19 protein-coding genes are annotated in these 24,891 nt (G+C 60.9%); 7 read left to right on the top strand and 12 right to left on the bottom strand.

The genetic code is table 11. The annotated features are described in order from the left end of the window. Positions 1-71: 71 nt before the first annotated feature. Together EX00_RS11180 and rpsU are read right to left on the bottom strand one after the other, a co-directional pair. A complete protein-coding gene (locus EX00_RS11180) occupies positions 72-947 on the bottom strand; it encodes a tetratricopeptide repeat protein (protein ID WP_047457717.1) in 876 nt (291 codons plus the stop codon). 138 nt (positions 948-1,085) lie between these two features. Next, complete coding sequence (gene rpsU, locus EX00_RS11175) at positions 1,086-1,298, bottom strand: 30S ribosomal protein S21 (protein ID WP_018072771.1); 213 nt, start codon at positions 1,296-1,298, stop codon at positions 1,086-1,088. 350 nt (positions 1,299-1,648) lie between these two features. On the opposite strand from rpsU, the gene EX00_RS11170 reads away from it, so the two are divergent. The 7 genes from EX00_RS11170 (at position 1,649) to EX00_RS11140 (ending at position 8,125) form a co-directional block, all read left to right on the top strand. Continuing rightward, a complete protein-coding gene (locus EX00_RS11170) occupies positions 1,649-1,927 on the top strand; it encodes a hypothetical protein (protein WP_047457073.1) in 279 nt (92 codons plus the stop codon). A 13-nt stretch (positions 1,928-1,940) separates the two neighbouring features. Beyond that, positions 1,941-2,348, top strand: a complete 408-nt coding sequence (locus tag EX00_RS11165) for a hypothetical protein (RefSeq protein WP_047457071.1) — start codon at positions 1,941-1,943, stop codon at positions 2,346-2,348. A gap of 178 nt (positions 2,349-2,526) precedes the next feature. Beyond that, a complete protein-coding gene (locus EX00_RS11160) occupies positions 2,527-3,780 on the top strand; it encodes a sarcosine oxidase subunit beta family protein (RefSeq protein ID WP_047457069.1) in 1,254 nt (417 codons plus the stop codon). Then, entirely contained in the window at positions 3,780-4,199 is a 420-nt protein-coding gene (locus EX00_RS11155) for a hypothetical protein (RefSeq protein WP_080761227.1), read from the top strand. The genes EX00_RS11160 and EX00_RS11155 overlap by 1 nt, the downstream gene beginning before the upstream one ends. 17 nt (positions 4,200-4,216) lie before the next feature. Continuing rightward, positions 4,217-4,582, top strand: a complete 366-nt coding sequence (locus EX00_RS11150; RefSeq protein ID WP_007700939.1) for a sarcosine oxidase subunit delta — start codon at positions 4,217-4,219, stop codon at positions 4,580-4,582. Next, positions 4,579-7,572, top strand: coding sequence for a sarcosine oxidase subunit alpha (locus EX00_RS11145; protein WP_047457067.1), 2,994 nt, complete (start codon positions 4,579-4,581; stop codon positions 7,570-7,572). The genes EX00_RS11150 and EX00_RS11145 overlap by 4 nt, the downstream gene beginning before the upstream one ends. After that, the gene (locus tag EX00_RS11140) at positions 7,565-8,125 is read left to right on the top strand and encodes a sarcosine oxidase subunit gamma (protein WP_047457065.1); all 561 of its coding nucleotides are present in this window, start codon (positions 7,565-7,567) and stop codon (positions 8,123-8,125) included. The genes EX00_RS11145 and EX00_RS11140 overlap by 8 nt, the downstream gene beginning before the upstream one ends. A gap of 19 nt (positions 8,126-8,144) precedes the next feature. On the opposite strand, the gene EX00_RS11135 is transcribed toward EX00_RS11140, so the two are convergent. From EX00_RS11135 to EX00_RS11090, 10 genes are all read right to left on the bottom strand, one after another. After that, complete coding sequence (locus EX00_RS11135) at positions 8,145-8,633, bottom strand: MaoC family dehydratase (protein WP_047457063.1); 489 nt, start codon at positions 8,631-8,633, stop codon at positions 8,145-8,147. A gap of 67 nt (positions 8,634-8,700) precedes the next feature. Beyond that, positions 8,701-10,674 (bottom strand): glycogen debranching protein GlgX, encoded by a 1,974-nt coding sequence (glgX, locus tag EX00_RS11130; RefSeq protein ID WP_047457062.1) that lies wholly within the window; start codon positions 10,672-10,674, stop codon positions 8,701-8,703. A gap of 218 nt (positions 10,675-10,892) precedes the next feature. Beyond that, positions 10,893-12,521 carry an alpha-D-glucose phosphate-specific phosphoglucomutase gene (locus EX00_RS11125; protein WP_047457060.1) on the bottom strand — a complete coding sequence of 543 codons (1,629 nt, stop codon included), beginning with the start codon at positions 12,519-12,521 and terminating at the stop codon, positions 10,893-10,895. Positions 12,522-12,525: 4 nt separating this feature from the next. Further along, entirely contained in the window at positions 12,526-13,968 is a 1,443-nt protein-coding gene (gene glgA / locus EX00_RS11120; RefSeq protein ID WP_047457058.1) for a glycogen synthase GlgA, read from the bottom strand. 3 nt (positions 13,969-13,971) lie between these two features. Continuing rightward, positions 13,972-15,234: a glucose-1-phosphate adenylyltransferase gene (gene glgC / locus EX00_RS11115; protein WP_047457056.1), complete on the bottom strand. Its 1,263-nt coding sequence runs from the start codon at positions 15,232-15,234 to the stop codon at positions 13,972-13,974. Between the two features lie 26 nt (positions 15,235-15,260). Continuing rightward, positions 15,261-17,468 carry a 1,4-alpha-glucan branching protein GlgB gene (gene glgB, locus EX00_RS11110; protein ID WP_047457053.1) on the bottom strand — a complete coding sequence of 736 codons (2,208 nt, stop codon included), beginning with the start codon at positions 17,466-17,468 and terminating at the stop codon, positions 15,261-15,263. Further along, positions 17,465-19,927 (bottom strand): glycogen/starch/alpha-glucan phosphorylase, encoded by a 2,463-nt coding sequence (locus EX00_RS11105; protein WP_047457051.1) that lies wholly within the window; start codon positions 19,925-19,927, stop codon positions 17,465-17,467. Before EX00_RS11105 ends, glgB begins: the two co-directional genes overlap by 4 nt. 297 nt (positions 19,928-20,224) lie before the next feature. After that, positions 20,225-21,475 (bottom strand): vWA domain-containing protein, encoded by a 1,251-nt coding sequence (locus EX00_RS11100; protein ID WP_047457050.1) that lies wholly within the window; start codon positions 21,473-21,475, stop codon positions 20,225-20,227. Between the two features lie 105 nt (positions 21,476-21,580). After that, the gene (locus EX00_RS11095; RefSeq protein ID WP_047457048.1) at positions 21,581-22,465 is read right to left on the bottom strand and encodes a transglutaminase family protein; all 885 of its coding nucleotides are present in this window, start codon (positions 22,463-22,465) and stop codon (positions 21,581-21,583) included. A 4-nt stretch (positions 22,466-22,469) separates the two neighbouring features. After that, positions 22,470-24,887 (bottom strand): circularly permuted type 2 ATP-grasp protein, encoded by a 2,418-nt coding sequence (locus EX00_RS11090; RefSeq protein ID WP_047457046.1) that lies wholly within the window; start codon positions 24,885-24,887, stop codon positions 22,470-22,472. Positions 24,888-24,891 lie beyond the last annotated feature (4 nt).

Genomic DNA, 24,891 nt, shown 5'->3' with positions numbered 1-24,891 from the left:
AACAGCGCAAAGAAAAGCCGCCGGGCGGATGATCGCCGGGCGGCCCACTGTTTCGATGATATGCCGCGATCCTATGCGCCCGCGCCGACACGCGCCAGGCCATCCCTGGCCGGCTGGTAGTTCGGGTCGAGGTTGACGGCATGCTGGTAGGAACGGCGGGCCTTGGCCTTGTCGCCGCGACGCTCGTAGACGAAAGCCTGGTTGGCCCAGGATTCGGCAACCTTGTTGTCGAGATCGATCGCGTGATTGAAATCGGCGAAGGCATTGTCTTCGTCGTTCTGCGCGAGATAGGAGATGCCGCGGCTGTTATAGGGCTCGGGCGAATTCGGCGACAGCGAGATCGCCTTCGAGAAGTCGTCGATCGCCTTGTCCTGCTGATTACGCTTTTGAAGGATCACGCCGCGGCCATTATAGGCGCGGCCGTCCGTCGTGCCGAGGCTGATCGCCTTGGAATAATCGTTGAAGGCGTCATTATCGCGGCCGGACTGGCGATAGAGGTTGCCACGGCCGATATAGGCGACATCGTAATTGCCATTGATCTGCAGCGCGGCACTGTAGTCGGCGACGGCTTCCGGCAGCTTGCCCATGTTGCGGTAGATGAGCGCGCGGTTGGCGTAGGCCTGATAGAACTTCGGATTAAGCTGGATCGCCTGATTGAAGTCCGCCAGCGCCCGGTTGAAGTCGCCGCCGCGGCCATAGGCGGTGCCGCGAACGTTATAGCCTTCAGGATCTTGCGGGTTCGCGCTGATGACCGAGGTCAGCGAGGCAATATTTTCCGAAGAGCCTTGCGCCTTGTCGATACGGATTACCGTATCGGTAGAGGCTGTCTGGCAGCCAGAAAGGCCGATCGCAGCGAGAAGCGCCAAAACTGGCAGGGCAGCTGCGCGCTTCGAAACAAAGGAGGTGAGGTTCGAAGTACGGAACTGTTCGGACGTCGTCATTGCCATTATCGGGTTCGCTTTCGCCATGCGTCATATCAGGCTGTTCTGATTTAATCCGATTTGCACGGAGAATAAATCAAAAAGGCGGTGGCGAACGATTCGCCCCCGCCTAACATGCATTTGAAAACGTCGAAAAAACGACGATTACCGTGCAACCACGCCTTCGCGCTGTGCGCGCTTGCGGGCCAGCTTGCGAACGCGACGAACAGCTTCAGCCTTTTCGCGAGCACGCTTCTGCGACGGCTTTTCGTAATAGTCGCGCATCTTCATTTCGCGGAAAATGCCTTCGCGCTGCATCTTCTTCTTGAGAGCGCGGAGAGCCTGGTCGACATTGTTATCGCGGACAAGTACCTGCACGAGAATCACGTTCCTTTAGTTTGGTTGATGCCTGTGGCGACGGAGGCGCCGAGAGGCAAAAAAATAACGTCCGCTCGGCCATAGCCTTGCGATTGGTCTGGCGAGATATCAGATCGCTTTACCAAAGTCTAGCCGGATCGTGCATTAGCAGGGGAAAAAGCAATTTGCCCCAGGCGAGATGAGCTCGCTATATCTCAATCGTGTTGCCGTGGCTATCGAATATGGATTTCCTCGGCATGTTTTATGAGACTGACATGCCTGTGCGAAGAGCCTGCTTCACATTGTTACCATATGCTGTCGCGGCTATCCGATCCCGGCAGTTCCAGCGAGCGTCGAAGGAGAATCGCGGTATGACATTCACGAGCGTCCTGCCCGCCGGACGGCTGTTTGCGGCGCTGGCGCTTACCTGTACCGTTCTGGCCGCGACACCTGCTCCAGTCGCCGCCAGCGAAGTCCGTTTCGGCAAGAATGTCCGCGTCGGCGGCCACGATTTTTCAAACCAGACCTTCGATAGCAATCATCGGGCAAGAATCTATCTTTACAACCATAAGCCGCAGAGAGAAGGATGCGTCTGGCGCAAAGGCGGCCATGGTGGCCGGGTGAAGATTTGCCATTTGCAGCTCAAGTAGGGGTAGGGAATTCATGAGTGATCAGACCATGCCGACCAGCGTTCGATATTCCAAGTGGTTCACATATGCTGCGATGGCGCTCATTTTTATTCGTCAATTGGTGAACTGGGATAAACAGACCAGTCAGTTTGCTGAAGCGCCGGTCGCTTTCACGATTTTACAAATCGCGATGCTTTGCGTTCAAATCTTCTGGGTTTGGCTGGTTTTTTATAAACGGGTGAACTGGGCGCGCTGGATGACGCTTTGCACGCAATTCATCATGCTGTTTATCATTGGTGTTGGTTTCGGCATGAAAGGCGATACCGAGTCCACAGCTTTGGAATTCTTTTTCCTAATTGTGACTGCCCCGTTGTATCTGCTTGCCGCGTGTCTTCTTTTTACGCGTGACGCAACATTGTGGTTTGTTCCTCAGCGGACGTGATTTCGATCGAGTCAATCCGCGCTATCGGCTGCGGTCGGCCCGCGTCAATTGACTATTCTTTTTAACCGTGTCGAAAGCCGGTGCTGAATGCGTCGCAAAAGAGCCGTTGTGTCGGTTTTCGATTTGCGATTTGTATGGCCGATGAAACGGGCTTGTTGCCTGAAGGAGTTGAGGGCGAATGCGTAAATACTCGGTTTTTGCCGTGGCACGGGAAGCGATGCGGGCTCACAAGGGCTGGGAAGCCCAATGGAGCTCGCCGGAGCCGCGCAAGGAGTATGACGTCATCATCATCGGCGGTGGCGGCCACGGTCTGGGTGCTGCCTATTACCTCGCAAAGGAGCATGGCATCACCAATATAGCCGTGCTCGAAAAAGGCTGGCTCGGCGGCGGCAATACCGGCCGCAACACCACCATCATCCGCTCGAACTATCTCTATGAAGAGAGCATGCACATCTACGAGCATTCGATGAAGCTCTGGGAAGGGCTGTCTCAGGATCTCAATTACAATGTCATGTATTCGCCGCGCGGCGTGATGATGCTGTCGCATAATGTGCATGACCAGCAGTCCTTCAAGCGGCATATCCACGCCAACCGGCTCTATGGCATCGACAATGAATGGTTGACGCCGGAGCAGGCGAAAGCTTTCTGTCCGCCGCTCGATATTTCAGGCAGCGCGCGCTACCCGATCAACGGCGCGGCGCTCCAGCGTCGTGGCGGCACGGCGCGTCACGATGCGGTTGCCTGGGGCTTTGCCCGCGCAGCCTCCGATCGCGGCGTGCACATCATCCAGAATTGCGAAGTGACGGGCATCCAGCGCGGACCGGACGGACGCGTCACCGGCGTCGACACGAACCGTGGCTTCATCGGCGCCAAGAAAATCGGCGTTTCGGCGGCTGGTCACACGACGGTCGTCATGCAGATGGCCGGCGTGCGCGTGCCGCTGCAATCGAGCCCGTTGCAGGCGCTGGTTTCCGAGCCGCTGAAGCCGATCTTCCCCTGCGTCGTCATGTCGAACACGGTGCATGCCTATATTTCGCAGTCGGACAAGGGCGAGCTGGTCATCGGTGCCGGCACGGACCAGTATAATTCCTACAGCCAGACCGGCGGCCTCCAGATCATCACCCATACGCTGGATGCGATCTGCGAGCTGTTCCCGATGTTCCGGCGCGTCAAGATGATGCGCTCCTGGGGCGGTATCGTCGACAACACGCCGGACCGTTCGGCCATCCAGTCGAAGACGCCGGTGCCGGGCCTCTATGTGAACTGTGGCTGGGGCACGGGCGGCTTCAAGGCGACGCCGGGCTCGGCCAACCTGTTTGCGCATCTGATCGCCCGCGACGAACCGCACAAGTTCAATGCCGGGCTCAATCTGGATCGCTTCCGCACCGGCCGCTTGATCGACGAAGCGGCGGCTGCCGCCGTGGCGCATTGATGCTGGCGCTGGTCGGGATCTTTCTTGCGGCGGGGCTTTCATTGCCGGCAGGAACGATCGCGACCGAAGTCAACGACCTCTTTCCAGGGGCTGAGGATTTTCGCATGCAGGTGATCCACAGGGCCAAGGATGAAGCCGAATGGCCCTTCGTTGCCGAAGGCGGAACGCTGCTCTGCGCCAAGGTGCTGAACAAGCCGGGTGTCTTTTTCGTCCCGGAGCAGAAACCTGAGGCAACGAGGGCTTTCGTGCTCGATACGGATCTGTTCGCCATGAGCCTTGTCAATCTGGGGATGACCGACGTGCTGAAACCCTATGGATCGCTGGAAGAGCTTGTGGTGCGCATAACACCTTTCGTCACCATGGGGCGCCAGCTCTGCGCACAGCCTTCCGGCACAAGCCTTTCCGGCTCCGAGCTTTAACATTTAGGTAGAAAACGATGCTGCTGATTTACTGCCCCTATTGCGAGGAAGAGCGTTCGGAACTGGAATTCCGCAATGCCGGCGACGCGCATATCGTGCGGCCGGAAAACATTGCCGGGATTTCCGACGAGGAGTTCGAGCAATATTTCTTCCTGCGCGACAATCCGAAGGGCCTGATCTTCGAGCGCTGGCGGCATATCCATGGCTGCGGCCGCTTCTTCAATGCGGCGCGCGATACGGTCAGCGACCGCTTCTATCTCACCTACAAGGCCGGCGAGCCGAAGCCGGATCTTTCGACATTGCTGCCGACGGCCAATGAGCCAGTGGCGCAGGATAAAAACGCACAAGAGCAAACGGCACAAAAAGAGGGATCTGCGGAATGAGCGGCGCCAATCGTATTGCGGGCAAGGGTCGTCTGACGCCTGCCAGAACCGCCCGCTTCACCTTTGACAGTAAAAGCTACACGGCGCTCGAAGGCGACACCGTTGCCTCCGCCCTGCTTGCCAATGGTGTTCACCTCGTCGGCCGCTCGTTCAAATATCATCGTCCGCGCGGCATCCTCTCGGCTGGTGCCGAAGAGCCGAATGCGCTGCTCGATATTTCCCGCGATGCCGCCCGCCGCCAGCCGAACGTGCGCGCCAGCGTGCAGGAGGTCTTCGACGGCATGAAGGCGCAGTCGCAGAACCGCTGGCCCTCGCTTGCCTTCGATGTCGGCGGCGCCAACAATCTGCTGTCATCCTTCTTCGCCGCCGGTTTCTACTACAAGACCTTCATGTGGCCGAAGGCGGCCTGGAAGCATATTTACGAGCCGCTCATCCGCCGCGCGGCCGGTCTCGGCGTGGCGCCGACGGAAGAGGACCCCGATCATTACGCCAGCCGCTACGCTCATTGCGATGTGCTGGTGGTCGGTGCCGGTGTTGCCGGTCTTTCGGCGGCGCTCGCCGCAGCCGAAGCCGGCGCCAAGGTTATCCTCTGCGACGAACAGGCCGAAGCCGGTGGCGCGCTGCGCTTCGATGCCAGCGTCAAGATCGATGGGACCGAGGGCTACGCCTGGGCGCAGGGCGTGATCGCCAAACTCAAGTCGATGGACAATGTCGAGGTGCTGACCCGCACGACGGCGTTCGGCTATTACAACCACAATTTCTTCGGCCTTGCCGAGCGCGTCACCGATCATCTCGCCAAGCCCGGCCGTGATCTGCCGCGCGAGCGGCTGTGGCAAGTCCGCGCCAAGCGCGTCATCCTGGCGACCGGCGCGATCGAGCGCCATATGGTGTTCCCAAACAACGACCGTCCGGGCATCATGCTGGCATCGGCGGCCCGCACCTATCTCAACCATTATGGCGTCGCGGTCGGGGCCAAGATCGGTGTCTACACGGCGCATGACTCTGCTTATGAAGCAGCCTTCGACCTGAAGCGCGCCGGTGTCTCCATTGCTGTCATCGTCGACAGCCGCGTGCGGCCGGGCGAAGCGGTTGCCGCCGAAGCCAAGCGGCTCGGCATCGAAGTGCTGAGCGATTATGCCGTCATCGACACGGCCGGCAAGCTGCGCGTCTCCTCGATGACGGTGGCGCGCAATGGCGGCTCGGGCTCACGCAAGATCGCCATCGATGCGTTGCTCGTCTCCTCCGGCTGGACGCCTTCCGTGCACCTGTTCTCGCAGTCGCGCGGCAAGCTGAAGTTCGACGCAGAGAAGCAGCGTTTCCTGCCGGGCACTTATGTTCAGGATTGTCTGTCTGTTGGTGCCTGCAACGGCACCGATGGCCTGCAGGCCGCAATCGAAGAATCGCTTGCCGCCGGCGAGCTGATGGCGAAGGCCACCGGAGCCAGCGGCGAGGGCAAGATATCACTCCATGCCGAACAGGCCTTCGAATGGACCGGCGGCATGATCGGCGCTGCAGAAGGAGCGGGGCCGGACACCAATGCCAAGGCTTTCGTCGACTTCCAGCACGATGTCTGCGCCAAGGATATCCGCCTTGCCGTGCGCGAGGGTATGCATTCGATCGAGCACATCAAGCGCTTCACCACCAATGGCATGGCTTCCGACCAGGGCAAGCTTTCCAACATGCACGGTCTGGCGATTGCCGCCGAAATGCTTGGCAAGGACATCCCGCAGGTCGGTCTCACCACCTTCCGCGCGCCTTATACGCCGGTCACCTACGGCACGCTGATCAGCCACTCGCGCGGCGCCTTCTTCGACCCCGCGCGCAAGACGCCGATGCATGCCTGGGAAGAGGCGCATGGCGCGATCTTCGAGGATGTCGGCAACTGGAAGCGCGCCTGGTTCTATCCGCGCGCCGGCGAAACCATGCATCAGGCCGTCGACCGCGAATGCCGCACGGCGCGCGAAGTGGCCGGCGTGTTCGATGCCTCGACGCTCGGCAAGATTGAAGTGGTCGGGCCGGATGCGGCTCAGTTCCTGAACCTGCTCTATACCAACGCCTGGGACACACTGAAGCCCGGCCGCTGCCGCTACGGCATCATGACGCGCGAGGATGGCTTCGTCTATGATGACGGCGTCGTCGGTCGTCTGGCTGAAGACCGCTTCCATGTGACGACCACGACCGGCGGGGCGCCGCGCGTGCTGCATCATATGGAAGACTATCTTCAGACCGAATTCCCGCATCTGAAAGTCTGGCTGACGTCGACCACGGAGCAATGGGCTGTTATCGCCGTGCAGGGACCGAAGGCGCGCGAGATTATCGAGCCGCTGGTCGAAGGACAGGATCTTTCCAACGGGGCCTTCCCGCATATGAGTGTTGCCGAGTGCAAGGTCTGCGGCGTGCCGGCGCGGCTGTTCCGTGTCTCGTTTACCGGCGAAGTCGGCTATGAGATCAACGTGCCGGCCGATTACGGCCAGTCGGTTCTGGAAGCTGTCTGGGCGCGAGCCGAGCCGCTGGGCGCCTGTGCCTACGGCACCGAGACCATGCACGTTCTGCGCGCCGAGAAGGGCTACATCATCGTCGGCCAGGATACGGACGGCACGGTGACGCCGGATGATGCTGGTCTCTCCTGGGCCGTCTCCAAGAAGAAGACGGATTTCGTCGGCATTCGCGGCCTGAAGCGGCCGGATCTCATCAAGGAAGGCCGTAAGCAGCTCGTCGGCCTCGTCACGCGCGACCCGAAAGTAGTGCTGGAGGAAGGCGCGCAGATTGTTGCTGATCCGAACGAGCCGAAGCCGATGACCATGCTCGGTCATGTCACCTCGGCCTACTGGTCGGAAAATCTCGGCCGCTCGATTGCCTTCGCGCTGGTCGCCGGCGGCCGCCAGCGCATGGGCAAGACGCTTTACGTGCCGATGCCCGACAAGACGATCGCCGTCGAGGTGACGGATCTGGTGTTCTTTGACAAGGAAGGAGGCCGGATCAATGGTTGATCTCGCAACCCGTAAACTGCCGCTCGCCGGTCGCCATGGCGGCTCCGCCACCGTCCGCCTGACCCCATCTGCTCCCGCCAGCCGCATTGCGCTGCGCGCGCCTGATGATTCGATTGCGGGTCTTTCCAAGGCGCTCGCGCTGAAACTGCCGCGTAAGCCGAAGACATCGGCCCGCGCCAATGGCCGCTATGCCCTCTGGCTTGGCCCGGATGAATGGCTTGTGATTGATGAGAGCGGCGCCGATCTGGTCGCTCTCGCGGCGTCCGCCGGCGTGCTGCATTCGGCAACCGATGTCTCGCATCGCAACACCGCGATCATCGTCTCCGGCCCCGGCGCGGAAGCGACGCTTGCCGGCGGTTGCTCGCAGGATCTGTCGCTTGTCGCGTTTCCTGTCGGTGCCTGCTCGCGCACGCTGTTCGGTAAGGTGGAAATCGTGCTGCTGCGGCTCGACGATGAGACGTTCCGCGTCGAAGTCTGGCGATCTTTCTCCGATTACGCCTTCGGACTGCTGGGTGAGGCGGCGGAGGATGCGGAAAATACCTTCTCCTCTTGAGGAGAAGGTAAAAGGAGGCTTAGCCCTCTTCCGGCCGGTCCTTCGGATCGAACTGCGAGATGGTTGTCCATGTCGCGGTGAGTGCCGGCTTGCGCTCGTTCTCAATTTCAACTGTCACATCATAGGTCAGCATCAGCATGTTGGCGCCACGCAGCCGCGTTTCGGCAAGCGTGAAGCGGCCGCGTACCCGTGCGCCGCATTTGACCGGCGACATGAAGCGGATCTTTTCGAAGCCGTAGTTGATGCCCATGGTCTGTTCGCGGATCTTGGGCAGGGCGCTGTAGTTCATGGCGGAGAGCAGCGACAGCGTCAGGAAACCGTGCGCGATCGTGCCGCCATAGGGCGTTTCGGCCTTGGCACGCTCGGGATCGACATGGATGAACTGATGGTCGAGCGTCGCGTCGGCAAACGTATCGATCATGGTCTGGTCGACCGTAATCCAGTCGGAGATGCCGAGTTCGGTTCCGACACGCTTCATGATCTCAACAAGCGAAATATCGCCGGGCATAGGGTCCTCATCCGTTCAGCTGCTTCTTTGCCCTTTCTGGCGAAGAAGGCCGGAAAGTGCAAGGAAATCAGTTTTCGATAAGGAAGCTGACGGAGCGCGCTGATACCGTGATGTCGTTCTGAACTGCCGTCGCCCCCTTAGAGGTTAGCATCGACCAGCCACCTTGGCCCGACGCCGGCAGTTTGAAACGCTGTTCCTGATGTCCGCGGTTGAGCAGTACTGCGAGACGCGTCTTCTTGTTGCTGTCGCGATCCTCGGTCTCGATCGCCATGCCGAGCAGGCCGGCATCCGGCTTTTCCCAATCGGACACCGTCATCGCCGTGCCCTCGGCGGAAAACCAGAGCACGTCGCCGTCACCATTGAAAAACCTCATATCACTGAAGGCTGAGAAGCGGCGGCGGAGGCTGGCGAGCCAGGCGGTGTGGCCGATCAGATCCTCGTCCAGTGCTGCCCAGTCCATCCAGGTGATGTCATTGTCCTGGCAATAGGCATTGTTGTTGCCGCGCTGCGTGCGGCCGCCTTCGTCGCCGGCGGTCAGCATGATCGTGCCGCGCGTGGCAAAGAGAGTGGAGAGCATGGCCTCGATGTCGGTGCGGCGCTTGCTGAGGAAGGCCGGATCGTCCGTCTTGCCCTCGACGCCGTTGTTCCAGGAGAAGTTTTCGTTGTGACCGTCGCGGTTGTTCTCGCCATTCGCCTCGTTGTGCTTCTGGGCGTAGGAGACGATGTCCATCAGCGTGAAGCCGTCATGGGCGGCGAGGAAATTGACGCTGCGGGTCTGGGTTCGACCGTCACGGCCGAAGACGGAGGACGAGCCGGCAAGGATGGTGGCGATGTCGCCGATCTTGTTGGGTTCGCCGCGCCAGAAGCAGCGCAGGTCGTCACGGGCGCGGTCGTTCCATTCGAGGAAGGGGGCGGGGAAATTGCCGAGCTGGTAACCGCCGGGACCGATATCCCAGGGCTCGGCGATCATGACGCGATCCTGAAGCACCTCGTCGGCAAACAGCGACCGCAGGATCAGGCTTTCGGGGTCGAAACCCCTAGGCGTATGGCCGAGGACGGTGGCGAGATCGAAGCGAAAGCCGTCGATGCCGGCATGGAGCACGAAATGGCGCAGGCTGTCGATGATGAGCCGGCGCGTCGCCGACTGGTCGCAGGCAACGGTATTGCCGGTGCCGGTGTCGTTGACAAGTATGCCCGGCTGATCCGGCTGATGGCGGAAATAGGTGGGATTGTCGAGGCCGCGCAAGGACAGCGTCGGCCCCTGACGGTCGCTTTCGCCAGTGTGGTTGAAGACGAGATCAAGGATGACGGCGATGCCCTCGGCATGAAGGGCGGCGACCGTCTCGCGCAATTCCGTGACGCCGCCGGGCACGAGACGCGGGTCGAGCGCCATGAAGGCGACGGGGTTGTAGCCCCAGCCATTGGTAAGGCCGAGCGGCGGCAGATGCCGTTCGTCGATCCATGCGGTAATCGGCATGAGTTCGACGGCGTCGACATGCAGGCGCTTCAAATGGGCGATGATGGCGGGGTGGGCGAGGGCGGCCAGCGTGCCGCGCTTCTCAGCCGGTACGTCCGGATGCAGCATGGTGAAGGGTTTGACGGCAATTTCGTAGATTAGGCCGCCCGGCTGGAACAATGGTTTGGCCGGCTTGACCGGGACATCGCGCGAGACGATCGCCTTCGGCATCAAATCCTGCGTATCCTCGCCGAATGTGCCGAGACGCGGATCGTAGTGAAACGACCGATCGAGCTCTTTGGCATAGGGATCGACGAGCAGCTTTGCCAGATCGAACCACAGGCCCTGGTCGGGATCATAGGTGCCTTGCGCGCGAAAGCCATAGTACGCGCCGGCCTTGATGCCCCGCACGAACAGGCGATGCTCTTCGCCTTCACGCGTCAACGGCAGGCGCTCAATCTCCTTTTTGCCCTCGGCATCGAACAAGCAAAGCTCAATCCTGTCGGCATGCTTGGACCAGACTGCGAATTCGACGCCGTCGTCGGTGAGGGTGGCGCCAAGGGAGCGGGTAGCGGGCTCTGACATGTCTCGCGGGCTCTCCGGATGGCTCGAGATAGTTCCCTCTCCCCGCTCCTGAGTTTATCGAAGGGCGGGGAGAGGGCTAGGGTGAGGGGCGGAGCCTTCGGCAAACCGTGCCGCCGTGGCGAATTTTGAGAAGGCCCCTCATCCGACCAGCCGCCTCACTTCGTTCAGCAGCGCCTGGCCTCCTTCTCCCCGCATTTGCGGGGCGAAGGGTTTTGCCGTCAGGTAATGACCGTCGGCGCGTCGCGGCCGGTGCGGCCCTTGATGTCGGCGATCGCCTGGGCGGCGTCGATCAGATCGGCCAGCGCTTCCTGCGTCTCGATGTTGTGGCGGGTCGAATCGGGCTCGTAGCGCTCGATATAGACGCGCAGGGTCGCACCCGTCGTCCCGGTGCCGGATAGGCGGAAGACGACGCGGGAGCCGCCCTCGAACAGGATGCGGATGCCCTGATGCTGGCTGACGGACTTGTCGACCGGGTCGTGATAGGCGAAGTCGTCGGCGGCCGAAACGGTGAGATCGCCGAACTTCGTGCCCGGCAGGGTCGGCAGCTTTTCGCGCAGTGTATCGATCAGGCCGTTTGCGGCATCGGTGTCGACGCCTTCATAGTCGTGACGCGAATAATAGTTGCGGCCATAGGTCGCCCAATGCTGGGTCACGATGTCGATGACGCTTTCGCCGCGCACGGCGAGGATGTTGAGCCAGAGCAGCACGGCCCAGAGGCCATCCTTTTCACGGACATGGCTCGAGCCCGTGCCGGAGCTTTCCTCGCCGCAGATCGTCGCCATGCCGGCGTCGAGCAGATTGCCGAAGAATTTCCAGCCGGTCGGGGTTTCATACATGCCGACGCCGCGCTTTTCGGCGACGCGGTCGGCGGCACCGCTGGTCGGCATGGACCGGGCGATGCCGGCAATCCCGCTCGAATAGCCGGGTGCAAGGTTGGCGTTGGCAGCCAGGATCGCCAGGCTATCCGAGGGCGTGACATAGATGCCCTTGCCGATAATCAGATTGCGGTCGCCGTCGCCGTCCGATGCCGCGCCGAAATCGGGCGCATCCTCACCCATCATCTCGTCATAGAGTTCTTTACAGTGGACGAGGTTTGGATCGGGGTGATGGCCGCCGAAATCGGGCAGCGGCAGGAAGTTGCGCACCGAGCCATCCGGCGCTCCGAGACGGATTTCGAAGATTTCCTTGGCATATGGGCCGGTCACCGCGCTCATCGCATCGAAGTTGAGGCGAAAGCCGAGGCTGATGAGGTTGCGGATGGCGCCGAAATCGAACAGCTCTTCCATCAGGGCCGCATAGTCCTCGACCGGGTCGATGACCGAGACGATCATGCCGCCGACATCCTCGCGGGCGATGCGATCGAGATTAATGTCGGGGAAATCGGCGATCTTGTAGCTATCGATCACCTTGGAGCGCTCGTAGATCGCGTCGGTGATCTTTTCCGGCGCCGGACCGCCATTGCTGATGTTGTACTTGATGCCGAAGTCCTCGGTCGGGCCACCGGGATTGTGGCTGGCCGACAATATGATGCCGCCGAACGCCTTGTATTTACGGATGATGTGCGAGGCCGCGGGCGTCGAGAGAATGCCGCCCTTGCCGACCATTACCTTGCCGAAGCCGTTGGCGGCGGCCATCTTGATGGCCTTCTGGATGACGTCGCGATTGTAGTATCGGCCGTCGCCGCCGATGACCAGGCACTTGCCCTGATAGCCTTCGAGCGAATCGAAGATCGACTGGATGAAGTTCTCGGCGTAGTTCGGTTGCTGGAATACCGGAACCTTCTTCCGAAGGCCTGACGTACCAGGCTTTTGATCGGCAAAGGGGGTGGTGGTAACGGTTTTAATCATCGGGTTAAGCGCCTCTCGAGACAAGGCTGGAGTAGAGAGCCGCGTAGCGTTCTGCGCTCTTACCCCAGGATACGTCGGATTTCATGCCCTGCTTTTGCATCTGCGTCCAGACCTTTCGGTCCTGGAAAAGGTATATGGCGCGGCGGATGGCTTGCAGTAGTCCTTCGGCGGTGACGGGCGAAAATTGAATGCCGGTTGCGACTTTCGCCTGCAACGCGGCATGGTTGGCATCGATGATGGTATCGTTGAGGCCACCCGTGCGCGCGACGATCGGCAGGCAGCCATACCGTAAGCCATAAAGCTGCGTCAGGCCACAGGGTTCGAAGCGGGACGGGATGACGATGGCGTCGCAACCGGCCTGCATCAGATGCGACATCGCTTCGTTATAGCCGGCGGAAACGCCGACGCGGCCGCGATGGCGACCGGCGGCGGCAAAGAGCGCCCCTTCCAGGGCGGCGTCGCCGGCGCCGAGGATCGCGAGCTTGCCGCCCATGGCGACGATATCGCTGGAAATGCTGGCGAGCAGGTCCATGCCCTTTTGCCAAGTCAGCCGGCTGACGACGCAGAAGATCGGCCCGTCATCGTCATCCAGGCCGAAATGCTCGATCACGAGCTTGCGGTTGGCGGCGCGGTCTTTCAGCGTCGAGGCTCCGTAGGTTCGCGCGATCATCGGATCGGTTTCGGGATTCCAGATGCTGTCGTCTATGCCGTTGACGATTCCGTGTAGACTGGCGGCGCGGCTGGTAATGACGCCTTCCAGACCCATGCCGAATTCCGGCGTCAGGATCTCTTCGGCATAGGAAGGACTGACCGTGGTCAGCGCATGAGCCGTCTGCAAGCCGCCCTTCAGGAAGCCGATATCGCCGTAATATTCGATGCCTTGCACGGAGAAGGCATGCGCGGGCAGGCGCAGGCCGGGGAAGATGCTGGGGCCGAACTGGCCCTGGAAGGCAATGTTGTGGATGGTGAGCACGCTCGGTAGTTCCGGCGTCGAGGAATAGCGCATGTAGACCGGCACCAGGGCCGATTGCCAGTCGTGCACGTGCACCAGATCCGGCTGCCAGCCCGGCATCAGGCCGGCGGCGATTTCCGCGCCGGCGAGCGACAGGGCGGCGAAACGCCGCCAGTTGTCGGGATAATCCTTGCCGGTGGCGTCGACATAAGGACCTCCGGTTCGGTTGTAATAGGCCGGAGCGTCAAGCACGAGAAAGGAAATGTCGCCGTGCTCGACTTCGAAGACTGTCGCCTTTTCGCCGAGCAGGTCGGCGAATTCGAGGCGCGCCACCGGATTGCGGATGACCTTCATGACCGCGGGATAGCCCGGAATCAGGGTCTTCGTTTCGACACCATGGGGCTTGAGCGCAATAGGCAGGGCGCCGGCCACGTCGGCCAGGCCCCCTGTCTTGATCAAAGGGAAGACTTCGGACGAAACCGAAAGAACTTTCATCTGTCAGATATCCAGCTTGTCGATCATCGTCTGCGTAATCAGGCAGATACCACTTTCCGTGCGGCGGAAGCGCTTGGCATCCAGTACAGGATCTTCGCCGACCACCAGGCCTTCCGGGATATTGACGCCGTGGTCGATGACGACATTCTTTAACTGGGCATGACGCCCGACCTTGACGCTCGGCAGCACCACGGCTCCTTCCAGCTTGGAATAGGAGTTGGCGCGCACGCCGGTAAACAACAGGCTGTTCGACAGGCTGGCGCCTGAGATGATGCAGTCGCCGGCAACAACGGAGGAAACGGCCGAGCCGCGACGATTTTCGTCGTCGTGGACGAACTTGGCCGGCGGGCTGATTTCCGCATAGGTCCAGATCGGCCAGGATTTGTCATAGATGTCGAGTTCCGGCACCACGGCGGTGAGATCGATATTGGCTTGCCAATAGGCGTCGATCGTGCCGACATCGCGCCAATAGGCTTGCCGCTCGAAATCGGAGCGAACGCAAGACTGTGCGAAGCGGTGGGCAACAGCTTTGCCGTTCTTGACGATGTAGGGGATGATATCCTTACCGAAATCGCGGCTGGAGTTCGGGTCGGCGGCGTCCCGGCGCAGGCATTCGATCAGGAATTTCGTGTGGAAGACGTAGATGCCCATCGATGCCAGCGCGAAATCCGGATTGCCGGGAATGCCTGGTGGGTCGGCCGGCTTCTCGACAAAGTCGATGATCTCATCCTTCTCATTGACGTGCATGACGCCGAAGCCGACGGCTTCCATGCGCGGCACTTCCAGGCAGCCGATGGTGACCTCGGCGCCGGAATCGACGTGCTGCTGCAGCATCCACTCATAGTCCATCTTGTAGATGTGGTCGCCGGCAAGGATGACCATGTATTCCGGGCCGTAGGGCTCGATGATGTCGATGTTCTGGTAGACGGCGTCGGCCGTGCCTTCATACCATTGCGTCTCGGAGACGCGCTGAGAGGCTGGCAGAATGTCGAAGCTCTCGTTTCGTTCGGGCCGGAAGAAGTTCCAGCCGCGCTGCATGTGGCGGATCAGGGAGTGCGCCTTGTACTGGGTCGCCACGCCGATGCGGCGGATACCGGAATTGAGCGCATTCGAGAGTGCAAAATCGATGATCCGGGTTTTTCCGCCAAAGTAGACGGCCGGCTTGGCGCGGCGGTCGGTCAGTTCCTTCAGGCGGCTACCACGGCCCCCGGCAAGAACGTAGGCCATGGCGTCGCGCGCCAGCGGCTGAAAGCGTTTTTCTACCATTTCATTCCTCCCTGTCCGTAATGGTCTTAAAATTCCGGTTCGAGCATGATGGTTGCCAGCGGCGGCAGCGTTATCGTTGCCTGTATGCTGCCGCCCGCATTGACGGCCTGGACGCGCCCGCCATTCCCCTTGCCGCTGCCGCCATAGATGTCGGCATCGGTATTCAGTATTTCGCGCCACCGTCCCTCAGCCGGCAGGCGCAAAGTGTAGTTCTCCCGATAGACCGGCGTGAAATTGGTGATGACAGCCACCGGCTTTTCACCCGGCGCCTTGCGCAGCCAGGCGAAGACCGAGTTTTCGAAATCATCGACGATCAGCCATTCGAAACCCTCGCCCTCGCAGTCGCGTGCATGCAGGGCCGGCTTGCTGCGATAGGTGAAGTTGAGGTCGCGCACGAGGCGCCGCATGCCTTCATGCATGCGATATTGCAGCAGGTTCCAGTCCAGCGCCCGCTCTTCGCTCCACTCGCTCCACTGCGCGAATTCCTGGCCCATGAACAACAGCTTCTTGCCGGGATAGCCCCACATGAAGGCGTAATAAGCGCGCAGATTGGCGAATTTCTGCCAGTCGTCGCCCGCCATCTTGGCGATCAGCGATCCCTTGCCGTGCACCACTTCGTCATGGGAGAGCGGTAGGACGAAGTTTTCCGAGAAGGCGTAGATCAGGCCGAAGGTCAGTTCGTTGTGGTGATACTTGCGGTGAACGTGGTCGCGGGCGAGATAGCTCAGCGTGTCGTGCATGAAGCCCATGTTCCACTTGAAGCCGAAGCCGAGGCCTCCTTCGTGGACCGGCTGCGACACCTTCGGCCATGACGTCGATTCCTCGGCGATGGTCATGACACCGGGATGCGCTCCATAGAGCCTGCTGTTCATCGATTGCAGGAAGCGAACGGCCTCCAGGTTCTCGTTGCCGCCATATTCGTTCGGGATCCATTCGCCGTGCTTACGGGAATAGTCGAGGTAGAGCATCGAGGCGACGGCATCGACACGCACGCCGTCGAGATGGAATTTCTCGGCCCAGTAGAGCGCATTGTTCTGCAAATAGGCGAGCACTTCGGTGCGGCCGAAATTGTAGATCGCCGTGTTCCAGTCGGGATGAAAACCCTTGCGCGGGTCTTCATGCTCGTAAAGTGCTGTGCCGTCGAATTGGCGCAGGCCGTGTTCGTCCGTCGGGAAATGCGCCGGCACCCAATCGAGAAGGACGCCGATGCCGACCTTGTGACAGCCATTGACGAAGCGCGCGAAGCCTTCCGGTTCGCCGAAGCGTGCCGTCGGTGCGTAGAGGCCGGTGGTCTGATAGCCCCAGGACGGATCGTAAGGGTGCTCGGTGATCGGCATGAGTTCGATATGGGTGAAGCCCATGTCGACGCAATAGGGGATGAGGCGCGAGGCGAGTTCATCCCAGGTGAGCATCGAGCCATCATCGCGGCGCTGCCAGGAGCCGGCATGCACTTCGTAGATCGAGATCGGCTGACGGCGCTGGTCGACGCTTGCCCAATGCTCGCGATGGGCTGTGTCTTCCCAGACCTGGGTCATCTCGTTGGTGGTGACCGAGGCCGTCTTCGGCCGCAGCTCGCTGCGGCGGGCGAAGGGATCGGCCTTCAGTGGCAACAGCACGCCGTCATGGCCGCGGATTTCGAACTTGTAGGCAATGCCCGCCGGAACATCCGGCGCGAAGATCTCCCATATGCCGGAGTCGGAGCGAAAGCGCATGACATGCCGGCGGCCGTCCCAGCCGTTGAAATCGCCGACCACCGAAACGCGTTGCGCGTTCGGCGCCCATACGGCGAAGTGAAAGCCCTGCACACCCTCGTGTTTCAGCGGGTGCGCGCCCATCTTGTCGAACAGGCGCAGATGCGTGCCTTCGCTGAGGAAGTAGTCGTCCATCGGGCCGAGGACCGGACCGAAGCTGTAGGGGTCTGTCACCGCCCATTCGACGTCGCCGCGCCGAGCGCGATAACGGACCGGCTGCAGCTTGGTAATTTTGACGTTGCCGGCAAAGAAACCGGCCGGGTCGAGGCAATCCAGTTCGCCGATGACGGTGCCGTCGAGCGCCATGGCGGTCACGGCTTCCGCGCCGAGGATGAAGCAACGGGCGATGAAGCCATCATCCGTACGATGTACGCCGAGGACGGAGAAAGGATCTGAATGGGTGCCTGCGAGAATTGCAGCAATCTCGTCTGCCGAAATATCCCTCAAGGCTACGCCGTCAGCGGATCTTTTCGGCTTCTTCATCCGGCTCTCCAGATTTCCTTGGCATATTGACGGATCGTCCGGTCGGAGGAGAACCAGCCCATGCGAGCGGTGTTGTTGATCGTCTTGGTGTACCATTCGGAGGGTTTGGCCCAGAGGGCATCCACTTCGCGCTGGGCTGCGGCATAGGCATCGAAATCGGCCGCGACCATGAACCAGTCGTGGGCGTAGATACCGTCGATCAGGCTGGCATAGCGAGTGCGGTCGTCCGGAGAGAAGACGCCCGAGGCGATGGCATCGAGCGCTTGGGCCAGTTCGCGCGAGCGCGCGATAACGGCGCGCGGATCGTGGCCGTCGCTGCGCAGATTAGCGACTTCATCGGCCGTCAGGCCGAAAATGACGATATTGTCCGCGCCGACATTGTCGCGCATCTCGACATTGGCGCCATCCAGCGTGCCGATGGTCAGCGCGCCGTTGAGGCCGAACTTCATGTTGCCGGTGCCGGATGCTTCCATACCGGCGGTCGAGATCTGCTCCGAGAGATCGGCTGCCGGAACCATGATTTCGGCGAGCGAGACATTGTAGTTCGGCACGAAAACGACCTTCAGCAGGCCGCGCACCGACGGGTCGTTATTGATGACGCGGGCGACATCGTTGATGAGCTTGATGATCAGCTTGGCATTGTGATAGCTCGGCGCCGCCTTGCCGGCGAAGAGTTTCACGCGCGGCTGCCAGTCCAGCTCCGGATGCGAGCGGATCTGGTCGTAGAGCGCCACGGTCTCGATGATGTTCAGAAGCTGGCGCTTGTATTCGTGGATGCGCTTGATCTGGATGTCGAACATCGCGTTGGGATCGAGCTTGATGCCCATGCGGCTGGCGACCAGATTGGCAAGCTGCACCTTATTGGCGCGCTTGATGGCGGCGAATTTTTCCTGGAAGGCGCTGTCGTGGGCGAACTTATCGAGCGGCTTCAGCTTTTCTGCGTCGTCGAGGAACTCATCGCCGATGGCCTCGCGGATGAGGCCGGTCAGGCCCGGATTGCACTGCATCAACCAGCGGCGCGGCGTGATGCCGTTGGTCTTGTTGTTGATGCGGTCCGGATAGAGCTTGTGCAGGTCGGCGAAGACCGTGACCTTCATCAGGTCGGTATGCAGCGCCGAAACGCCGTTGATCGAGTGCGAGCCGACGAAGGCGAGATTGCCCATGCGCACGCGCCGGTCGCCGTTCTCGTCGATCAGCGAGATCGAGCGGATTTCTGCGTCGCTGAAATTGCGGGTCTTGCGGGCCTCGAGCAGGATCTTGGCATTGATCGTGTAGATGATCTGCATGTGGCGCGGCAGCAGCCGCTCGAACAGCGGCACCGGCCAGCTTTCCAGCGCTTCGGGCAGAAGCGTGTGGTTGGTGTAGCCGAAGGTGTTGCGGGTGATATCCCAGGCGTGCTCGAACTCCATGCCGTGCACGTCGACCAGCAGGCGCATCATTTCGGCGATGGAAACGGCCGGGTGGGTATCGTTGAGCTGGATCGCGACCTTGTCGGCCAGATTGTTCAGGTCGTCATATTGTTGCAGATGGCGGCGCAGGATGTCCTGCAGCGAGGCCGAGGAGAAGAAGAACTCCTGGCGCAGACGCAGTTCCTGGCCGGCAGGCGTGCCATCGGCCGGATAGAGGACGCGCGTCAGGCTTTCGGCCTTGTTGCTTTCGCGCAGCGCACCGATATGGTCGCCGGCGTTGAAGGCGTCGAGCAGGATCGGGTCGATCGGCTGTGCCGACCAGAGGCGTAGCGTGTTGACGCGCTTGGCGCGCCAGCCGACCACGGGCGTGTCGAAAGCGGCGGCAATAACGCGCTCGGCCGGTTTCCAGACATAGCGGGGCTGGTCATCGTGACCGCCAACGGTTTCGACGGAGCCGCCGAAGCCGATTTCATAGGCGCTTTCCTGGCGCTCGAATTCCCAGGGATTGCCATGGGCAAGCCAGGTTTCCGGCAGCTCCACCTGCCAGCCGTCGGCCATCTGCTGCCGGAAAAGGCCGTGGACATAACGAATGCCGTAGCCATAGGCCGGGACCTCGACGGTCGCCATCGATTCCATGAAACAGGCGGCGAGACGGCCAAGGCCGCCATTGCCGAGTGCGGCGTCGGGCTCGAGGCCGGCGATGACGCGAATGTCGACGCCGAGTGAGGAGAGCGCACTGGTGATCTGCTCCATGAGGCCGAGGTTCGAGACGGCGTCCCGCATCAGACGGCCGATGAGAAATTCGAGGGAGAGATAATAGACGCGCTTGGCACCGGTCTCGTAGACCTTGCGGGTCGATTCCATCCATTTGTCGATGACGCGGTCGCGAATGACGAGGATGGTCGCGGTCAGCCAGTCATGCGGCTTGGCGACTTTCGCGTCTTTGCCGATGCGGTAGGTCAGGCGCTCGATGATTTCCTCCGCGAGGATTTCAGAGCGGGAACTGCGGGGAGCTGGGGCGGGGAGATTGGCCTTCGTCAAGTTATTCATACTATCAACTCTCGCCATTTGTGATTTATATTCAGGATGTTACGCCTGAGTAAACCAAATTGCCATCTCGTCTAACTAGCAGTTTACGCACCGATGTAAAGTTGTTGCAACAGGTGAATTCGGACGGAGATGAAAATAGCGGACCGGAGCTCCAGGGGCGGCGAAAAGACTTGATTTCAATTGTTTTTCCGGCTCTTATCGCGGGATTGATTGACTAGAAAAAGCCGCCCCGGAACGACCCGGAGCGGCTTTTGTCGTTTATGATCTATCCGAGGTGGTCAGTGCCCGCGCCGGACTTTATTTGCTCAGAAGAGTGATTTGCTTCGATGTCTGGCTGGCGATTGATGAGAAGGCGCTGAACAAATCTGCGGCATTCTGCGGAGTGAAATAGTCGGAGGCCGTCGTCGCGCAATACTTCAGCAATGCTTCGCCGTTTTCCGGTGCCATGAAGGCGATGGTGTAGACGCGGATGCTGGCATTGCGTGCTTTATCGCACTGCTTCTTGGTGTCTGTATCAGCGTTTGCGACGTTATTTTCGCCGTCTGTCATAAAGACGATGTATGTGGACGGGTTCGCTATTCCACTTTTGTTTTTGTGTTGCAGCTGTTCGTTTGTGAGTCCCGGTGTCGTGGATGCCAGTGTCAGAGCCGTCACCGCCGCCGTGAAGGCCGGCGCCGAATTCGTCGTTCCGCTTGCCGTCAGATTGTTGACGTATCTGGTGACACCGGTTGTACCCCAAGCTAGCGCCGAAGGTGTCTGAGCGATGGAGTTATACGAGTCTGCACCTGTGCGAACATATTGGTTATTCGGATCGGCTTTGTTGAGCTGCGTCGCGAGGTTGGTGACCGCGATCTTCAGCGATTCTATCTTTGTGTAATAGTTGGTTTTTGTGCCCGTGCAGCTGCCGTTGACCGGTAAGCCCCATGAGTTCGTCGTTCTGCAGGTATAGGTATAAGTGGTGGTCGGCTTCTCAGTATTGACTGTGTTCGTCGCCTCGTCCATCGAGCCGGACCGATCGAGAACGAGATACATCGACAGTGGGTTCTTTTGCGTTTCGGAAGAGGCTCCGACGCCGCTGGTCGTTGTGCTCGATGCCCCAACGTTCATCGACGAGAAACCGAGCATGCGTGTCATGCCATTCGTTTGCATCGAATAGGATGCATCCACAACGACGGTATAACCAGCGTTACCGGAGGAATCCGTGGTTTTTGTCACGCTCGCGCTCGTGCCGGTCTTGAGCGAGTTGATGGCATCCGTATCGCCGTCAAGATAGTTCGACATTTGCCCGGTCACGAACTGGGTCGCCAATTGCTGGGCATTGGTTGTCGTTGCGGTGCCGTTGCCAAGCGCCGTTGCCGTCGCAAGCGCGGCCGCATCGGTTGCCTGCTGCAGCTGACTGTTGGAAACGGCCATGTTGGAAACGTCGACGGCCACGCCTGCTGTCGCCGCCACGACCGGAAGAGCAACTGCGGTCAGGATGCCGAAATTGCCCGCGCGATCGTGTATAAGTTGTAATATATCGCGAAATTTACTCGAACCAATGATCATCACGTTCGCCCCAACGAAGTAATAGCCTCAGACTGGTGGCGAATGTCGGCGAAAAGTCTAAGTTCGCGGTTTAGATGGTCGTTCGACTTTTAGTGAATGATGTAATTATTGCTGCTTTAGTGGAATAACATCCACGGCCTGGACCGTCTTCTGGCTGCCATAGCCCTTCAGTACGCCGATGACGGGGGCGACGTCGGAATAGTCGCGGCCATAGGCGACGACGATGTGGTCGGTGCCGGCGGGGATGTTGTTGGTCGGGTCGAGCTCGATCCAGCCGGCAGTTTCGCCGCACCAGACGCGCACCCAGGCATGCATGGCGTCGGCCCCTTCCAGCCGTTCCTTGCCGGGCGGCGGGATGGTGCGCAGGAAGCCGCTGACGTAGCCGGCGGGAATGCCGAGGCTGCGCAGTGCGATGATCATAACATGCACGAAATCCTGGCAGACGCCGCGTTTCAGGCGAAACGCCTCCTTCGGCGTGGTATCCACCGTCGTCGCCTTGGCGTCATAGGTGAAATCCTTGTAGATCTGGGTGCAGACGGCATGGGCGATCTGCATCACGGTCAGATTGGTCGCCTCCCATTGCCGGGCATAGCTCGCGATCTCGGGTGTTTCCGGCAGGCGTGGGCTGGTTCCGAGGAAATGATGCGGCGAGGACGAGTCGACCGTCCAGCAGTCGCTGATCTCGTCCGGCAGATTGGCAAGCACGGGCGAGAAGTCGGCGGCGACCGGTTGGCTCTCCACCTGCACGCGCGCCTGCATGTGGATATCCAGCTTTTCGTGGTGATTGCGCACCAGGATCGAGGTCGTGGGATGCTGGAAGAAATCGGTGAAGTTCGATTGCTCGTCCGGATGCGGCGAGACTTTCAGCGAGCCGGCAATCAGGCGCTGGCGGTTGGCAAGCGACAGCGGCAGCAAGCGCATGATGTGGCGCGCGCCACTCGCCGGTACGTCGTAGATATAGCCCATGTGCAGCGACAGGTCGTAAAGCATCACATCATCCGAGATAGGTCTGGGCCAGGAGGTCGGAGAGCCGTTCGAGCTCGCGCTCCAGCCGCTGATAGACCTCGTCGTTCATCGTTTCCGGGGTCATGACGGCCAGGCCCGAATGCAGCCGCATGGCTTCGCGGTAGAAGGGCGACATCTGGCCGTTGACGAAGGCGTTCGGCAGTTGCTCCACTTCGCGGTGGATCTCGTTCATCTGGAACAGGATCGAGCGCGGATTGAGCGGATCGAGTGCCAGCAGATCGGTCACCGTCAGCCGCGCTGTGTTGACGTTGTAGCGGCGGCGATGGGTCATGACGCTGTCGCCGATTTCGAGCAGCATGTCGAGCGCGCCGTCGGGCGCTTCCGGGCCGGACATATGGCCGAGCAGGCGCGTCATGTGCATTCCGCGCTCGATATAGCGGCCGAGCGACAGGAAGCGCCATCCGGTGAAGCGGTACATGTTTTCATGCACGAGACCGGCAAAGCCCGCAAGCTTGCGCAACAGGATGGTCATGGCATGGCTGGCATCATCGCCGGGCTTGACCGTTTCGTGGAAGCGGCGAGCGGTCTTGGCGAGATCGTTCAGCGCCAGCCAGCCGTCCGGAGAAAAGCGGTCGCGGATGTTGCTGGCGGAATAGACGGCGCTTTCGATGTTGCGCAGCAGACTTTCCGGCACGGCCTCCTCGGTGTCGATATCGACGGCCCCGAGATAGGCGCTGACATCGGCGAGTAGCGGCTGGGTGGGATCGGCCGATTCGGCAAAGCGCGCGTGCCAGGCGCGCAGGATGCGCAATGCCCCCTCGGCGCGCTCGATATAGCGGCCGAGCCAGAAGAGATTGTCGGCGGCTCGGCTCGGCAGGCTGCCGGGCATGTTGCGGGTGAAGGTTTCTTCGGCCGGCAGCAGTGTGTGACGCTCGACCGGCTTGTCGGAGACGATCCAGACGTCGGCGGCCGAACCACCGGCCTGCATGGCGATGGCGGCGACATCGTCGCCGCTGCCGATGCGGGCAAAGCCGCCGGGCATGATCTGCCAGCCCTTTTCGGTGCGGGCGGCAAAGACGCGCAGGCTCATCGGCCTTGGCAGCAGCTTGCCATTGACCCAGGCGGGCGTCGTTGAGAGCGTGACGACCTCCTGGCCAACCAGCTTCTGGCCATCCTTCGCCAGCCAGTCGGCGATCGATTCCTTGGCGGTGGTGCGCAGCGTCGAGCCCAGCACGGACTGGCCGCTATCGTCGAAGAAGGGCATGCAGGAATAGGCCGGGCCGATCACCATCTTTTCGATGTGCTTGGCGACATGGGCGCGCTCGGCCTTCTGTCCGCACCACCAGGTGGCGATCGACGGCAGCTTCAGCTCTTCGCCGCGCAAATGCCGACAGATGGTGGGCATGAAGGCAAGCAACGCGCGGGTTTCGAGGATGCCGGAGCCAAGCGCGTTGACGATAGAGACCGTTTGCGCCCTCAGCGCCTCGACCAGGCCCGGCGTGCCGATATGGGATTGCTGGTTGAGCTCCAGCGGGTCCGAATAGGACGCGTCGAGGCGGCGCCAGAGCACGCTGATCGGCCGCAACCCCGCGACGGTGCGGACCATGAGTTGGTCGTTGACGACGGTGATATCCTCGCCTTCGAGCAGCATGAAGCCGAGATAGCGGGCGATATAGGCGTGCTCGTAATAGGTCTCGTTGGCAGGCCCCGGCGTCAGGACGGCGATGCGATCCGTCGCGCCGCGCTTTGCGCCCTGAAGCGTATCGCGGAAGGCGCCGAAGAAGGAGGCGAGGCGATGCACGTTGGTTTCGGCGTAGATGTCGGAAAAGGCGCGGGTGGTGGCGACGCGGGTTTCCAGCGCGAAGCCGGCGCCGGATGGCGCCTGGGCACGGTCGGCCAGCACCCACCAATTGCCATCGGGACCGCGGCCGATCTCGAAGGCGAGGAAATGCAGATAGTGACCGCCGGCGGGCTTGATGCCGGCAAGCGGCCGCAGGAATTCTGGATTGCCACCGACCAGCGCCGGCGGCAGCAGGCCTTCCTGCACCAGCCGGTTCTCGCCATAAATATCGGCGATGACCTCTTCGAGCAGATCGGCGCGCTGGCAAAGTCCTTCCGACAACGTCTGCCATTCGCGCTCGTCGATCAGCACCGGAATATGCGAAATCGGCCAGTTGCGTTCGCTGAGGCCCTTTGCGCCATAGGCACGATAGAAGACGCCGGCGTCGCGCAGATAGCGGTCGGCGCGAGCGAACCGTTCCAGAAGTTCCTGTTCCGGCATGCGGCTGAGCGCGGAGAGCAGGTTCTGCCACACCGGGCGCACTGCTCCGGTATTGTCCACCATCTCGTCGGCGACGCCAGGCAGGGCGGAATAGGCAAAGGCCGGATCGTTGCCGATGCCAGCCTTCACCTCGTCACGCCGTTTCGTCGCTGTTTTTTTGCGCATGCTT

The organism is Martinezella rhizogenes (genome assembly GCF_000799715.1).
Taxonomy (GTDB): Bacteria; Pseudomonadota; Alphaproteobacteria; order Rhizobiales; family Rhizobiaceae; genus Rhizobium; species Rhizobium rhizogenes_C.
The sequence above is the reverse complement of the archived record's forward strand: the minus strand, read 5'-3'. Positions and strand labels throughout refer to the sequence as shown.